The 14,534-nt window shown below is 66.7% G+C and carries 11 protein-coding genes; 4 read left to right on the top strand and 7 right to left on the bottom strand.

Translation table 11 applies throughout. From position 1 onward, the window contains the following. Positions 1-50 precede the first annotated feature (50 nt). Positions 51-2,969: an excinuclease ABC subunit UvrA gene (gene uvrA, locus OCU_RS39405; protein ID WP_014380341.1), complete on the top strand. Its 2,919-nt coding sequence runs from the start codon at positions 51-53 to the stop codon at positions 2,967-2,969. Between the two features lie 82 nt (positions 2,970-3,051). On the opposite strand, the gene OCU_RS39400 is transcribed toward uvrA, so the two are convergent. After that, positions 3,052-3,297 (bottom strand): hypothetical protein, encoded by a 246-nt coding sequence (locus tag OCU_RS39400; RefSeq protein WP_009954202.1) that lies wholly within the window; start codon positions 3,295-3,297, stop codon positions 3,052-3,054. Positions 3,298-3,634: 337 nt separating this feature from the next. Here OCU_RS39400 and OCU_RS39395 point away from each other — a divergent pair, with 337 nt between their 5' ends. After that, entirely contained in the window at positions 3,635-4,369 is a 735-nt protein-coding gene (locus tag OCU_RS39395; protein ID WP_014382758.1) for a hypothetical protein, read from the top strand. Positions 4,370-4,452: 83 nt separating this feature from the next. After that, positions 4,453-5,055 (top strand): class I SAM-dependent methyltransferase, encoded by a 603-nt coding sequence (locus tag OCU_RS39390; RefSeq protein WP_014380339.1) that lies wholly within the window; start codon positions 4,453-4,455, stop codon positions 5,053-5,055. 37 nt (positions 5,056-5,092) lie between these two features. On the opposite strand, the gene OCU_RS39385 is transcribed toward OCU_RS39390, so the two are convergent. Continuing rightward, the gene (locus OCU_RS39385; protein WP_009954196.1) at positions 5,093-6,958 is read right to left on the bottom strand and encodes a putative bifunctional diguanylate cyclase/phosphodiesterase; all 1,866 of its coding nucleotides are present in this window, start codon (positions 6,956-6,958) and stop codon (positions 5,093-5,095) included. 139 nt (positions 6,959-7,097) lie between these two features. Continuing rightward, positions 7,098-8,468, bottom strand: a complete 1,371-nt coding sequence (locus OCU_RS39380) for a cytochrome P450 (protein WP_009954195.1) — start codon at positions 8,466-8,468, stop codon at positions 7,098-7,100. Between the two features lie 273 nt (positions 8,469-8,741). Here OCU_RS39380 and OCU_RS39375 point away from each other — a divergent pair, with 273 nt between their 5' ends. Then, the gene (locus OCU_RS39375; protein ID WP_225324252.1) at positions 8,742-9,584 is read left to right on the top strand and encodes a class I SAM-dependent methyltransferase; all 843 of its coding nucleotides are present in this window, start codon (positions 8,742-8,744) and stop codon (positions 9,582-9,584) included. Between the two features lie 40 nt (positions 9,585-9,624). On the opposite strand, the gene OCU_RS39370 is transcribed toward OCU_RS39375, so the two are convergent. From OCU_RS39370 to OCU_RS39355, 4 genes are all read right to left on the bottom strand, one after another. After that, on the bottom strand, positions 9,625-11,757 hold the full coding sequence (locus OCU_RS39370; protein WP_014380337.1) for an Rv1355c family protein: 2,133 nt from the start codon (positions 11,755-11,757) through the stop codon (positions 9,625-9,627). A 60-nt stretch (positions 11,758-11,817) separates the two neighbouring features. Further along, entirely contained in the window at positions 11,818-12,483 is a 666-nt protein-coding gene (locus OCU_RS39365; RefSeq protein ID WP_014380336.1) for a TetR/AcrR family transcriptional regulator, read from the bottom strand. Positions 12,484-12,618: 135 nt separating this feature from the next. Next, positions 12,619-13,038 (bottom strand): DUF6653 family protein, encoded by a 420-nt coding sequence (locus OCU_RS39360; RefSeq protein WP_026071355.1) that lies wholly within the window; start codon positions 13,036-13,038, stop codon positions 12,619-12,621. Positions 13,039-13,042: 4 nt separating this feature from the next. Further along, complete coding sequence (locus OCU_RS39355) at positions 13,043-14,521, bottom strand: alpha/beta hydrolase (protein WP_026071356.1); 1,479 nt, start codon at positions 14,519-14,521, stop codon at positions 13,043-13,045. Positions 14,522-14,534: the final 13 nt, after the last annotated feature.

The raw sequence follows: 14,534 nt of genomic DNA, 5'->3' as shown, positions 1-14,534 counted from the left end.
CGGCATTGTGGCTGCGGAAAAGTAGCAGATAGTTCCTGAGAGGGGCGGCGTTGGCTGACCGTCTGATCATCAAGGGCGCCCGCGAGCACAACCTGCGCGGCGTCGACCTCGACCTGCCCCGCGACGCGCTGATCGTCTTCACCGGGCTGTCGGGTTCGGGCAAATCGTCGCTGGCCTTCGACACGATCTTCGCCGAGGGGCAGCGGCGTTACGTGGAGTCGCTGTCGGCCTACGCCCGCCAGTTCCTCGGGCAGATGGACAAGCCGGACGTCGACTTCATCGAGGGCCTATCGCCTGCGGTGTCGATCGACCAGAAGTCCACCAACCGCAACCCGCGATCGACGGTCGGCACCATCACCGAGGTCTACGACTACCTGCGGCTGCTGTACGCCCGCGCCGGCACCCCGCACTGCCCGGTGTGTGGCGAGCGCATCGCCCGCCAGACGCCCCAGCAAATCGTCGACCAGGTGCTGGCGATGCCGGAGGGCACCCGGTTTCAGGTGCTCGCGCCGGTGGTGCGCACCCGCAAGGGCGAGTTCGCCGACCTCTTCGACAAGCTCAACGCCCAGGGCTACAGCCGGGTCCGGGTCGACGGCGTCGTGCATCCGCTGACCGATCCGCCGAAGCTGAAGAAGCAGGAGAAGCACGACATCGAGGTCGTGGTGGACCGGCTCACCGTGAAGGCCAGCGCCAAGCAGCGGCTCACCGACTCGGTGGAGACCGCGCTGAACCTGGCCGACGGCATCGTGGTGCTGGAGTTCGTCGATCACGAGCACGACGCCCACAACCGCGAGCAGCGGTTCTCCGAGAAGCTGGCCTGCCCGAACGGGCACGCGCTGGCCGTCGACGACCTGGAGCCGCGGTCGTTTTCGTTCAACTCGCCGTACGGCGCCTGCCCGGAATGCAGCGGCCTGGGCATCCGCAAGGAGGTCGACCCCGACCTGGTGGTGCCCGACCCCGAGCGCACCCTGGCCGAGGGTGCGGTGGCGCCGTGGTCGACGGGCCACACCGCGGAGTACTTCACCCGGATGATGGCCGGGCTGGGGGACGAGCTGGGCTTCGACGTCGACACCCCGTGGCGCAAACTGCCCGCCAAGGCCCGCAAGGCGATCCTCGAGGGCTCCGACCACCAGGTGCACGTGCGCTACCGCAACCGGTACGGCCGGACCCGCTCCTATTACGCCGATTTCGAGGGCGTGCTGGCGTTTTTGCAGCGCAAGATGGCGCAGACCGAATCCGAGCAGATGAAGGAGCGCTACGAGGGCTTCATGCGTGACGTGCCCTGCCCGGTCTGCGAGGGGACCCGGCTCAAGCCGGAGATCCTGGCGGTGTCGCTGAGCGCGGGCAATCGCGGCAAGAAGTCCATCGCCGAGGTCTGCGAGCTGTCGATCTCCGATTGCGCCGACTTCCTCAACACCCTCACCCTGGGGCCGCGCGAGCAGGCGATCGCCGGGCAGGTGCTCAAGGAAATCCAGTCGCGGCTGGGATTTTTGCTCGACGTCGGTCTCGAATACCTGTCGCTGTCCCGCGCGGCCGCCACGCTGTCCGGTGGTGAGGCGCAACGCATTCGGCTGGCCACCCAGATCGGGTCCGGGCTGGTGGGCGTGCTGTACGTGCTCGACGAGCCGTCCATCGGGCTGCATCAGCGCGACAACCGTCGCCTCATCGAAACCCTCACTCGGCTAAGGGGTTTGGGCAACACGCTGATCGTCGTCGAGCATGACGAGGACACCATCGCGCACGCCGACTGGATCGTCGACATCGGCCCGCGGGCCGGTGAGCACGGCGGCCAGATCGTGCACAGCGGCACCTACAGCGAGCTGCTGGCCAACAAGGAGTCGATCACGGGCGCCTACCTGTCGGGCAAGGAAAGCATCGAGATGCCGGCGATCCGGCGTCCCGTCGACCGGCGCCGTCAGCTCACCGTCGTCGGCGCCCGCGAGCACAACCTGCGCGGCATCGACGTCTCGTTCCCGCTCGGCGTGCTCACGTCGGTGACCGGCGTGTCCGGTTCCGGCAAGTCGACTCTGGTCAACGACATCCTCGCGGCGGTGCTGGCCAACCGGCTCAACGGCGCAAGGCTGGTCCCCGGCCGCCACACTCGGGTCACCGGGCTGGACCACCTGGACAAGCTGGTGCGGGTGGATCAGTCGCCGATCGGCCGCACGCCGCGGTCGAACCCGGCCACCTACACCGGCGTGTTCGACAAGATCCGCACCCTGTTCGCGGCCACCACCGAGGCCAAAGTCCGTGGCTACCAACCGGGCCGGTTCTCGTTCAACGTCAAGGGCGGCCGCTGCGAAGCGTGCACCGGTGACGGCACCATCAAGATCGAGATGAACTTCCTGCCCGACGTGTATGTGCCGTGCGAGGTGTGTCAGGGGGCCCGCTACAACCGGGAAACCCTCGAGGTGCACTACAAGGGCAAGACCATCTCCGAGGTGCTGGACATGTCCATCGAGGAGGCGGCGGAGTTCTTCGAGCCGATCACCGGCATCCACCGCTATCTGCGCACCCTGGTCGACGTCGGTCTCGGTTATGTGCGGCTCGGCCAGCCGGCGCCGACGCTGTCCGGCGGCGAGGCGCAGCGCGTGAAACTGGCCGCCGAACTGCAAAAGCGATCCACCGGGCGCACCGTGTACATCCTCGACGAGCCGACCACGGGTCTGCATTTCGACGACATCCGCAAGTTGCTCAAGGTCATCAACGGCCTTGTCGACAAAGGCAATACGGTCATCGTCATCGAACACAACCTGGACGTCATCAAGACCTCGGACTGGATCGTCGACATGGGGCCGGAAGGCGGCGCTGAGGGCGGAACCGTTGTCGCGGAAGGCACTCCGGAGGACGTCGCGGCGGTGCCGGAGAGTTACACCGGGAAGTTCCTCGCCGAGGTCATCGGGCGCAGCGCGCCGCCGGCCAGCGCTCCGACGCGCCGGCCGGCCCGCCGCCGTAAAGCCACCGCCTGAGCCCGCTTTCGCGACAAGGCCCGAATGACGTTGTCGGGCAAGGCATCTGGCGAGCACTGAGGGGACACACGCCCGGCGTCGCTCACGGCTGGTCGTCGCGCCGCATCGACTCGCGGATCTGGGCCAGCCGCTCGGCCGCCGCGCGACGGCGCTCGTCGTACTCGGCCTCGACCGATCGTCCCTCGGGTGACTCCGCGTCGAGTTCGGCCGAGCCCTGTGCCGTCGCGTACCGGGCCTCGATCTTGTCGCGCACGGACTCGAACGTCGGCGTACCGGCGTCGTCGTATCCGGCGTCGGCGGCACCTTCAGTGCTGGATTCGTCGGGCATGCCGCCACGGTACTGCGCGCCGCGGTCGAAATCGGCAACATCCGTTGTCAGTTCTTGGAGTCGCTGCGGTTCGCATTTCCCGTGCTCTAGCCCCGACCGGCGTTAACCATAATTCGGCCGCGGTCGCGTGTTACTGAACAGTAGCTGACGTTTTCGCCAAATCCCGTGCGGCGCCTAACAAGCCCGCGTTGATATTTTCCGCCCGCGCTGCACAGCCGCCATTAGCTTGTTATGTCACAATCTCCTTGGTTATTTGTCGCGAGTCGAATTGAGAAACGATTCAAGACGCGTTCACGAAATAGTTCGGTTCGCACGGTTAATAGGTGGAGGCAAACCCATGGAAGCGGCTCAGCTCGAAGCAAGAGTGTTTGATGCCCCGCGGCCGGACGTTCGGTCCGGCTGGCGCGATCACGCGACGGGATGCTGGGTCGTCGCGTCCACGCCGAGGGGGGAGCCCGATCTGTGGAATCAATACCTGGAAGGCGCAGCGCACAGCTATCGCAGGCACGGCTTGGATTGGGTGCTCGACGTGGACGCGATTTCGGACGGCGCGGACACGGCGCTGTTCTTCGCGGCCCTTGACCCGGAGGGGCGCGTGGTCGGGGGCACGCGCGTCGTGGGGCCGTTGCGCTCGCCCGAGGACTCCCACGCTCTGGTGGAGTGGAAAGGCAATCCCGGCCTTTCCCTGCTGCGTCATATGATCGCCAACCGGCTGCCGTTCGGCGTCGTGGAGGTGAAAAGCGCCTGGGCCAATTCCCGCGAATATGGCAATCAGTCGCTTTCCCGAGTATTGGCCCGCACGGCCCTGCCGACGATGACGTTGCTGGGTGCTCAATTTGTGATGGCTACCGCGGCGGCCCATGTGCTGGAGCAGTGGCAATCCTCCGGGGGCGTCGTGGCCGCACGCGTTCCGGCGGCCGCCTATCCGAATGAAAACTATCGAACCAAAGTGATGTGGTGGGACCGTCGCACCCTTTCCGCTCATGCCGAGCCGGCGCAATTCAAGCTGATGTGCGCCGAGAACGCCGAAATCCTCAGCCGCTTTTCGGCATTGGAAGAAATCACGTGTTGATGGCACGGTCCCGGTTGGCCGCGAAAGTGGTAAACCGGGAAGGTGGTGTCGGGCCGGTTGCCGCGGATGCCATCATTGCGGCTATGGCATCTCGACACACGCGATTTCGGTTCTTCTACCGCGTCGGCTTCACGCCGTGGGAAGGACACCCGATCGGGCAGGGGCTGCGGGATCTGGTCGAGGGAACTGGTGACACGCCGGCGCTGCCCAAGGGGCGGGCTCTCGACGTGGGATGCGGCACCGGGGACTGCGCCATCTATCTCGCCCAGCAGGGCTGGCAGGTCACCGGGGTCGATTACGTCGCGAAACCGCTTGAAAAGGCGCGGGCGAAAGCGGGCAAAGCCGATGTCTCCATCAATTTTGTTCGTGCCGATGTGACGCAGCTGAGTCAGTCCGGGATCGGGACTGGCTTCCGGTTGATCGTCGACAACGGTTGCATCCACAACATGAGTGGCGGCGACCGTGAGGCGTACGTCCGGGAAGTCAGCGCCGTGGCGGCGCCCGACGCGCGGCTGTTCATCGCCGCGTTCCCTCCCGGCGGCCGGTTCGGCGTGCCGGGGATCGATCACCCCGAGATCGAACGACGTTTCACTCCCGGCTGGACGCTGTTATTCAGCGGCGACGAGCAGGAACTCGACGACAGGAAGTCCCCGGCGTATTACTACCTGTTCCAACGTCGCGCCTGAGTGCCCGACCGTCTCCCGTGTGCACTTTCTGGCGGATCTAAACCGCGTTTCCCGTTCCAGGAAACCGCGTGCTGGAGAAGTTCATCGGGATGACGCGTTTGGCCAGGAGTGATTCCATCGCCGCGCTGTCGATGGGGCGGGACAGCAAAAAGCCTTGCGCGCGATGGCAGCCCAGGCTGAGCAGCCTTTCGGCCGCGGCCACGGTTTCCACCCCTTCGGCCACGACATCGAGCCCGAAGGCGTCGGCCAGGGCCATCGTCGAGCGCACGATCGCCAGATCTCCGGCGTTGGTGTCGAGATTCTGGACGAAACCCTTGTCGATCTTGAGTGAATCGACGGGAAGAGATTTCAGATATGTCAACACGCTGTAGCCGGTGCCGAAGTCATCGATCGCGATCTGTACGCCAACATCCTTCAACCCGAACAACGTCTGACGTGTCGCGTCGATGTCTTGGACCACAACGCTTTCGGTGATCTCCAGACATACGGTGCTGGGATCAAGACCGAACTCGTCGAGGGTGGCGGCGACCGTGTCAACGATACCGGCCGTGACGAGCTGCACGGGAGATACGTTGATTCGCAGCACCGTGCCCTTGCCGACACCGTGCGAGCGCCATAGTCCGAATTGCGCACACGCGGAGCGCATGACGAGGCGGCCGAGCTTGGCGCCGAGGTTGATCGATTCCACGACCTGGATGAACGAATCAGGCATCAACAGGCCCAGAGTTGGGTGTTGCCAACGGATTAGCGCCTCGGTGCCGAGAATCTCGCCGGTACGCATGTCGAATTCCGGAAGGTAGTGGAGGACCAGCGCACCGCCACCGCCCTCGATCATCCCTTCCAGATGCAGCTCGATGTCGTTGCGGATCATGTCCGTTGTAGACATCTCCGGGCGGAAGGTTGCGACGTTGTTGCCGCCGGAGGCCTTGGCCGACCGGGTGGCCTGGTCGACCCGCCGTAGCAGGTCTGACGTGGTCTCGTCCCCGGGTAGGCCTGCCGCGACGCCGATACTTACGGTGCGACTGAGCATTTCGCCGTCGATGGGGATCTGTTGGTGAACCCGACCGTGCAATGAGTGTGCGAACGCTTCGGCGGCCTCGACGTCCATGGCCGCGGACGGCACGACGCCGAACTCGTCGCCGCCGAAGCGGGCGATGACGGAGGGAACGCGGGTGGCCTCACGTAGTAGCGCGGCGAAGGACTCGATGAATCGGTCGCCGGCGTCTTGGCCGAGGCGACTGTTGATGACCTTGAAGCGGTCGATGGCGAGGAACACGACCGACACCGGGCCGGGCTGTCCCTTCGCCAGCCGGTCGTCGAGGTGTGCGATGAGCGCCCTTCGGTTCAGCAGCCCGGTGAGTTCATCGTGCTCGGCGAGGTAGTGAATTTGCTGTTCGGCGACGACGCGGGCTTGCAGCTGCGCAAAAAGCGCGGCGATCGCCTGTAGCGCATTGAGTTCTTCGGGTAGCCATTCGCGGTCTCCGAGTTTGCCGAAGGCGAGTGTGCCGGTGGTGACGTCGCCGGACAGCAGCGGAACGGCGGCCAGCGAGACGGCGGGAACTCCGGTGCCCGCTTCGATGCGGTTCTGATAGTCGGCGTTCTCCGGCTCGGGGCGGACCACCTCGGGCACCTTGAGGTGTTCGGTGCGCGCGAAGATGGAGTCGGCGTCGGCGAAATACACCAACCCGATCGGGTCGGGGTCGGCGTTACGCGGCGGGAATTCGGCGATGAGGATGGTCGCGCGGATGGTGTGATCGTTGTGGCGCAGGAAGCTGAAGTCCACCCCCAGGTCGCGAACCAGGTTGCCGAGCACGCGTTCGCTGATTGAGGCGGAGTCCGCCGCGGTGGCCGCCATCAACTCGGCGGCGGCAGCGGTGACCAGGTGGTCCAGTGTGCCCGACATTGCCCTAACGGTAGCGGTAACCGGTGCGCCGCGTTTGGCATTGCCTAGTGCGTCTAGCAATGATTCGCTCACGTTGACGCCCGAGTGTGATCGGGGTCGCGTGGACTCGGTAGCGACGGGGAAGGCGCGGCGGGCTGGGTTAGCGGCGCGGTCGGACGCGCGCGCGGATCGGACCGCCGGCGATCATGGTGAAGTGCAACGCGAGCGGAAATTCGTCGTCGAGTGAGCGAATTTCGACTCCCCGGATGAGTGTCGCCAAGGCGAGTGTGACTTCGAGCATGGCGAAATGGTCGCCGATGCACGAGCGGGGGCCGCCGCCGAAGGGCACGTATTGCCACCGATCGAGAGCCTTGAAGTTCTCCGGGCTGAATCGTTCCGGGTCGAATCGAAGCGGGTCGTCCCAAAGCTGCGGGTCGCGTTGTACGGCCATTCGCCCCACGATGAGCATCGTGCCCTTGGGCACCCGGTAGCCGCCGACTTGGACGTCGCGGGATGCCATGCGTGTCCCCGTAGGCGCCGGGGGGCACAGGCGCAACGATTCCCGTATGACCTGCACCGTGTAGCCGAGCTGTGGAATGTCGTCGGACGTCAGCGGCCGATCCGGCAGGGCCGCGACTTCCGCGGCCACGCGGTTCTGGCAATCGGTGTGGTGTCCCAGAGACCACAGCGCATACGTCAACGCGGTCGTCGTGGTGTCGTGGCCGGCGAAGAGGAACATGACGAGCTCGTCGCAAATCTCGTCATCGGACAACCGTTTTCCGGTTTCTGGATCCTCGGCGGCGAGCAGGGCATGGACCAGGGGCGCGACTCGTGTCGGATCGGCGCGACAGTCCCGCAGGATCTCCCGTGTCAGCGCGTGAAGTTTGGCGCTCGCCGCTCGCGCGCGATGACGCGCGGGTGTGGGCAACCAGCGCGGCGCACGGAGTGGGCGCGTCGCGCGCCTGACCGCGTAGGCCAACGCGATTCGCAGTGGCTCGACGACCTCGTCGGCCCGTTGTTCCAGGTCGAGCCCGAGCACCGATCGGCCCAGCGCGCGCAAGGTGATCGTGCGGCATTCGGCGTCCAAATCGATCAGGGCGTCCTCGTGCCAGCTTTCGCTCACCGATTGCGCCGCCTGCTCCATGTGGCCGCCGAACTCGCTCACCCGCTGCTTGGTGAACACCGGCTGTAGGGTGCGCCGGCGTGGCTTCCATTGCTCGAAGGGAAGATCGGTGAGGCTGGCGCCGATGACGCGGCGCACTTGGTCGAAGACCGGGGTGGTCTTGTCCACGGAATCGTCTTTGGTGCTGAGGATGTCGCGGATGGCCTCCGGAGACGTCGCCAACACCATCGGGGGCATCAGCCATCGCGGCCCTAACTTGAACGACGTCACCCGCCCGCCGGCGTCACGCAGCCGTTCGGTTCCCGTGCTGAATTCCCGTACCGCCGCGAGGCGCTGACGGTAAGGCATCGGATTCACCGGCGGCAGGGGCAGGCATTCGATGCCGTCACTTGCAAGGGCCTGAACCACGCCTACCTCCTGCGGAAATGCTGTTGCCTACGCCGGTCGAACGACCGCGCAGGCCGAAAGCTTGCCGGCCCCCGCTGACCGGACAAGTATTCCAGGACGTCCGTTTCGACGCAGCGAAATTCAACGGGACGCCGGTGCAGACTGCGCGGACAGGTTAATAATCATTTGCGACACTTCGGCCGGGTAGCTGACTGCCGCCAGAGCCTGACGAGAAATCGATCATGCGGACCCCATGAAAGGTTGAGGGTGAAGAGAATTCGGCCGCTGTGGCGAATGCCTGGGATCGTTTTGCGTGAGCGGTCGCATCCGCCGGGGCGGGAGCGCATTCCTGAGCCGATGGTGGTGGACGATCCGGAGTCCGTCGCACAGTTCCACACCGGTGGCGCATCCAACCCCGGCATGTGCGCGGTGTACGACTTGTGCGCTCGCGCGCTTGATGCGCTGCTGCCTCCAGGCGGCCGCCTGCTGGATCTCGGCGTCGGCTCCGGTCGTGCGTTGAGCGCCGTCCTGCGCCGACGACCCGACGTTCGGGCCACAGCCGTCGATCTCGCCCCCAACATGCTGTCCACGGCGCGGGCGCTGTTCGACGCCGAAGGGATCGGAGAACGTGTCGAACTGCGTCGGGAGGACATCACCGCGTTGCCGGAGCGGGTTTCAACGGCCCCGTGGGACGCCGTCTCGTGCATGTGGACCTTGCATCAGCTACCCGATTTCGACACCTTGCGCGGCGCCCTTCGACAGATCGAAGCGATCCAACGCCGCAGTGGGGCCGCAGTGTGGATTTCCGATTTTCAGCGACTCCGGGACCCGGCGGCCGCCCCCAGCATGCTGGCGATCGCCGACCCCGACTCGCCGGCCGTCCTGCGCCAAGACGCCATTGCGAGCGAGGCGGCGGCGTTCACCATCGCGGAACTGTCGAATGAGCTTGCCGCAGCGGGTCTGCAAGCAATGCACCGCGGTCATTCGACACCGGTGCCCTACCTGCAGGCGTACTGGATGTACGGGGCGCGCGGCGGACCGAGCGCGCTGACCGGCGCGCGGGACCCTCGGCTGAGTCGTCAAGCCCGCCGCGAGTCGGCTTTGTTGCGATGGGGATTCACGGCGAAACCGTTCTGAGGTCCGATGGCCCCGGCGCGCTCGTCGCACGACGGGCGCATCACGGGCGCCCCGAACGGACCCGGCTCGGGCTGCGGCGACTGGACACCGACGGTGGCGGCGCGGAGGCCAAGCGCAAGACCAGCACGATCGATTCCTCGGGATCGGTCGCGATCAGGCGCGCAAATCCGTCTTGTAATCGGGCTAATTCGTCGCCGAAAGCGGCCGATAACTCATTGAGATCAGCAGCATTCCGCGCATGCAGAAAGACCGGCGACAGCGGCCTGACGGCGAGGCCTTCGCGCTGGGCAACGATCCATACCGCCTCGACCGCCGACCCGCCGCGGGCGTAGTCACGGAGGCGCCCCCCGGTCACGGTGAGCACGGCCAGGGCGGAGCCGGCGAGGACTTCGTCGCGCATCCCGTCGCCCAGCGCGCTGCCGGCGTCCCATTCCGCAAGATAAGCCATGACGTCGGCCCGGCGCACGATATCCATCAGCGCCAAGTCGCTGGCGTCGAGTTCGAGCGAGCGCACGTCGATACCGGTGTCGGGGTCGGGGTCTCCGGGCCAGCGCAGTTCCGAGACCATCTCCGCGTGCAGATGCGGCGTCAAGTACCGGATGCGGTCGGCCGCGCCGAAAATCGTTGCGGCCCGCGAAAGCTCGTCTCGCCCGGTGAGCAGGTGCAGGCGTGCGCCCTCCCGCTCGGCCGTGACGGTGAGTAACTTGGTCGTCTGATCGTCGAGCGGTTGAGGTGTGCCGCGATGCCGGTTGGTCTCCCGCACGATCATCGGTTCATAGAGATCGGCCAGGGCCGGGTCGCTGCCGGTTCCAAAGTGCATGGTGGCCCGCAGCGGAGACCCGGCGCCGTCTTCGGATACGGTCACCGGGCCGAGCACCCCGCGGGCGGCGGCGGCGATTCTGACGTTGTACAGCGCCGCGCCCACCGCGACGGCGCTGCCGCGGAAGCCCACGTCCATCGTCGAAGTATGTTCTGTGGCAATGCTTATGGTGAGCTCGGTCGGTTGCGCGTCGATGCGCCACGGCTGACTGTTTCCGCCCGAGGGGGCGCGCATGGCGGCGGCGACAATCGTGTCGTCGACCGCGGGGGCCGCCGGGTCGTCTCCCTGGTCGTTGTCACGCGCAGGGCGATGCTGGGCCGCGTCGACCTCGCGCAGCTGGTCGAGCGCCCAGCCTGTGTCGATGCGGCACCGGCCGGATCGAAGCTGTTCGCCCAGTCCGATTCTGCGGACGGCCTCGGCCAGGGCCGAGGCGCCCACAATGACATCGGATGCCAGCTGCGGCCACGTCGACAGCGACCGGTCGATCTCGATGAGCGATGCGGCGGTGCGCGGCGAGATGTGCTCGGCTTCGTCGTAACGCAGCATGTGAGGGAGCTTGTCCCGGGTACTCATGCCTGCCACCAGCTCGACGTCGAGCCCGTCCAGCAATCCGTGCATGATCGGGCGTTCGGGATGTTGATCGAAGCGTTCAACATCGACCCGCCCCCGGTCGCTGGTCGCCATCAACACGGGGATACGCCTGTCACGGGCCGCCAGCCGCAAGGCGACCTTCATGTCGAGCGAATCGCATTCTTCGACGGCGATGTCCAGTCCATCCAAGAACGCATCGATGGTGTCTGCGGTGATTCCGGTGTCGAGCACATCCACCGCCAGGTAGGGATCGAGCTCGGCGATCCTGCGCGCCGCCACCTGAGCTTTGTTCAACCCGAGGTCGAACACAGTGGCCGGCACCCGATTCAGATTCGATAGTTCCAAATGATCGAAATCCGCCAGGCGAAGCCGGCCACACAATCCCTGGACCGCCAGGGTGTGCGCGATGACATGCCCGACGCTCAGGCCGGCGACGCCAATGGTCAGCGAGCTGAGCCTGGCCTGTTCCGCAATGGTGATGTTGTTCCTGTTGCGATCAAGTCGTAACGCCCGAAACCCCCGCGGCCCCAACACCGCAACGACGGCGCGCCGCCACGGGTAGTACGCCCACCGGGTTCCCTCGCCGAGGAGGGTCGAATCCGGTGGCGGGTGGAGGCCGCGCAGATTGGCCAGCTGCGCGTCGAGCCGGTCGACGACCTCGACGGTGGGATCGGTTCGAAGTCGGTCCAGTACCAGACGATCGCCGGGCTCTTCGGGGTCGAGAATTTGTGCGCTATGCGCGGTTACCGTGCGCTCGTCCATGGTGTTTCGTGTATAGCACCTGACCGGCGTGCCGGCCGTCTTAACGCTGCGTTTGGCCGCTCACCGGGCGATGACGTCCTTGTCCTGCAGCTCGGTTTCCTCGGCGAATTGCCCGCGCCGTATCAGGCTCGTGACCGCGGCGTCCCACCGTCGCAGCTGTGGCGCGCTGAAGAACGACTCACCCAGGTAAAGCTCGATGTAGGGATGCAGAATGATGGCGCCAATGCGCAGGATGAGCGGGTTGAGCACCCCCCAATCGGGATCGAGGTCGGGCCGAAGCTTGCCCTGTTGCCCGAACTGATCACCCTGCCCCGCGCTGATACCCACCAGACCGGTGAAGATGACCGAACCCAATGCGCCACCCTCGGCGAGCGCACGCCCGAGGTAGGACATCACATCGGGACGTTCGACCATCAGCGCGGTCAGCCGCCGCCCTGCCTCGTTGAGATTGTCGGACGGCGGTTCGGGCAGCGTAGCGGGTTCCAATGCCTCACTCACCGTTTGCAGGACGTATTGATCGACGGCGGCGCTCAGCGCGGCCTTGGTGCGAAAGTGGTGCTGTACCAGCCCAATCGAAACGTCCGCGGTCTCGGCGACCGCGCGCAACGTCGTGGCGGCGATGCCGCGAACGGCAAAGCAGCTCAGCGCGGCGTCGCGAATCCGCTCCTTGGGCGAAGGGTCTGCTGGAGGGGGCGGGTCGTACGGAAACAGCCGGGTGGGTCCCACGGCCGGACAATACACCCGCATCGCCTCACGATACGGAGGTATCGGATAACCATACCTGCGTATCGTCACCGCGCTTACGTGGCGGCTGCCGTCCTCGGCGACGAACGGTGTTCTCGCCCACAAGGTCCCGTGAGGCTACCGCGCCCGCCGCTCGAGATACCGGACCATCTGCTGCCAGTACACCAGGGTCAGCGCCATCTGCACGGCGACCGCGATCAGCGCCGGCCGCAGCCGGTGGCGGCGGGCGGCGAGCACCGCGCCCAACGCGGCGGCCGACGTCGCCGCGCTGACCAACGCCGCCGCATCGCGGGGGCGACGACTGATCCACAGCTCCTCGCCCAGCATCGCCCGCGTCGACCATGCGCGGTGATGGGCGGGCTTGCCGAAAACGAACGGGTTCGCGGCCAGCCACAGCGCGATCCACGCCGCGTGGCTCCACCGCCGCGTCCACGGCGGCACCAGGATCAACGGCGTGCTCGCCCACCGGCTCCACGCGCTCCACGGATGGCAGTGCCGCGCGAAGACCGCACGCCGAACGCGCGCAACGGATACCACCGAGCTACCGCATCGCGGTCTTGGAACGTTCGGCCGGAACGACGACCGGGGCGCCGGCGGCCGGGGCGGAGGGCAACGGCGTCCGCGAAATGCCCGGGGTGCCCAGCGCTCCGGCCAGCCAGGGCAGCGCGGCGGCGAACACGCGGTCCGCGAACGGCCAATCGTGCCGGCCGGGCTGCGGAACGACGGCGCAGTCGATTCCGTTGGCGCGGCCGAGCGCGCACAGCGAATAGGCGGCCGCGGTCTGATTGGCGGGGTTGGCGGCCGCCTCGCGTCCGGCCAGACGGATGGCGCCGCTGTCGGTCAATGTGATGTCCCGGCGCGCCGTCGGCGGACCGTCCGACGAAATCGCGAACCAGCCGGCGACGTCGCGGTACGGCCCATGCCGGGTGATCACCGTGGACGGATCGAAAGCCGCCCAGGCATCGGCGTTTCCGCCGAACAGCCGGGTGATGGTCTGGGCCTTGTTGCCGGCATTGGGGAAGAAGTCGCCGGCGACGTCGACGAACGCGCTGAACATATCGGGATGCATGACGGTCAAGTCCACGGCGCAGGTCCCGCCCATGGACCAGCCCGCCACACCCCAGTTGGACCGCAGCGGGCTGACACCGAACGCCGAAACCATATAGGGCACGACGTCTTTGGTGAGGTGGTCGGCGGCGTTGCCCCGAACCCCGTTGACGCATTCGGTGTCGTTGTTGAAGGCGCCGCCGGAGTCCACGAACACGAACACCGGCGCCTTGCCGTCGTGCGCGGCCGCGAAGTCATCGATCGTCTTGACCGCGTTGCCCGCACGGGTCCAGTCCGCCGGCGTGTTGAACTGCCCGCCGATCATCATCACGGTCGGCAACGGCGGCGGCGGGGACGTGGCGAACCATTCGGGCGGCAGGTACACGAGCTCGCCACGGTGTTTGAAGTGCGACCCGTCCGAGGGGATCGCGACGGGCACCACGGTGCCGTGCGGTGGCCGGGTTCCCTTGGCGGCCATGGCGGTAACGGTCGCCTGGTCGGTCTGATCGGGCAGCGGGCCCGACGTCAGCTGGCTCCACGCGGACTGGACGGTGGGGAAGTAGCCCACCCACAGGTTGAGCACCAGCGCCGCGCTCAGCAAGCACAACGGCACGGCCAGCATCCCCGCGCCGCGCCGCCAGCGGCGCGCGCTGCCCCAGCCCAGCACCAGCACCGCCGCCGCCACGCCCGTCAGCGCGATCCACACCCACAGCGCCGTCGGCGCCGGCTCCTCGGAGAGTCCATGGTCGACGACGTACCAGTGGGTCAGGTAGGCGGCGGCGCCGCCGCTCAGCGCCGCCACCGGCATCCGCACCGCGCGCCAGCGACGCGACCGCCACCCGACCGCCAACGTCAGCACGACGGCGGCCAGCACCTGGATCGTCGTCGGCACCCAGCCATGCATCAGCGAGGTGTGACTAAGGGCCAGGAACTGCGCGGGCGCACCGTTCGTCGAGGCTGTCACGTGAGTCATTGTGATCTATTGT

The organism is Mycobacterium intracellulare ATCC 13950 (genome assembly GCF_000277125.1).
In the GTDB taxonomy this organism is placed as follows: Bacteria; Actinomycetota; Actinomycetes; order Mycobacteriales; family Mycobacteriaceae; genus Mycobacterium; species Mycobacterium intracellulare.
Note: the sequence above shows the minus strand (reverse complement) of the source record. Positions and strands in the feature narration are given on the sequence as shown.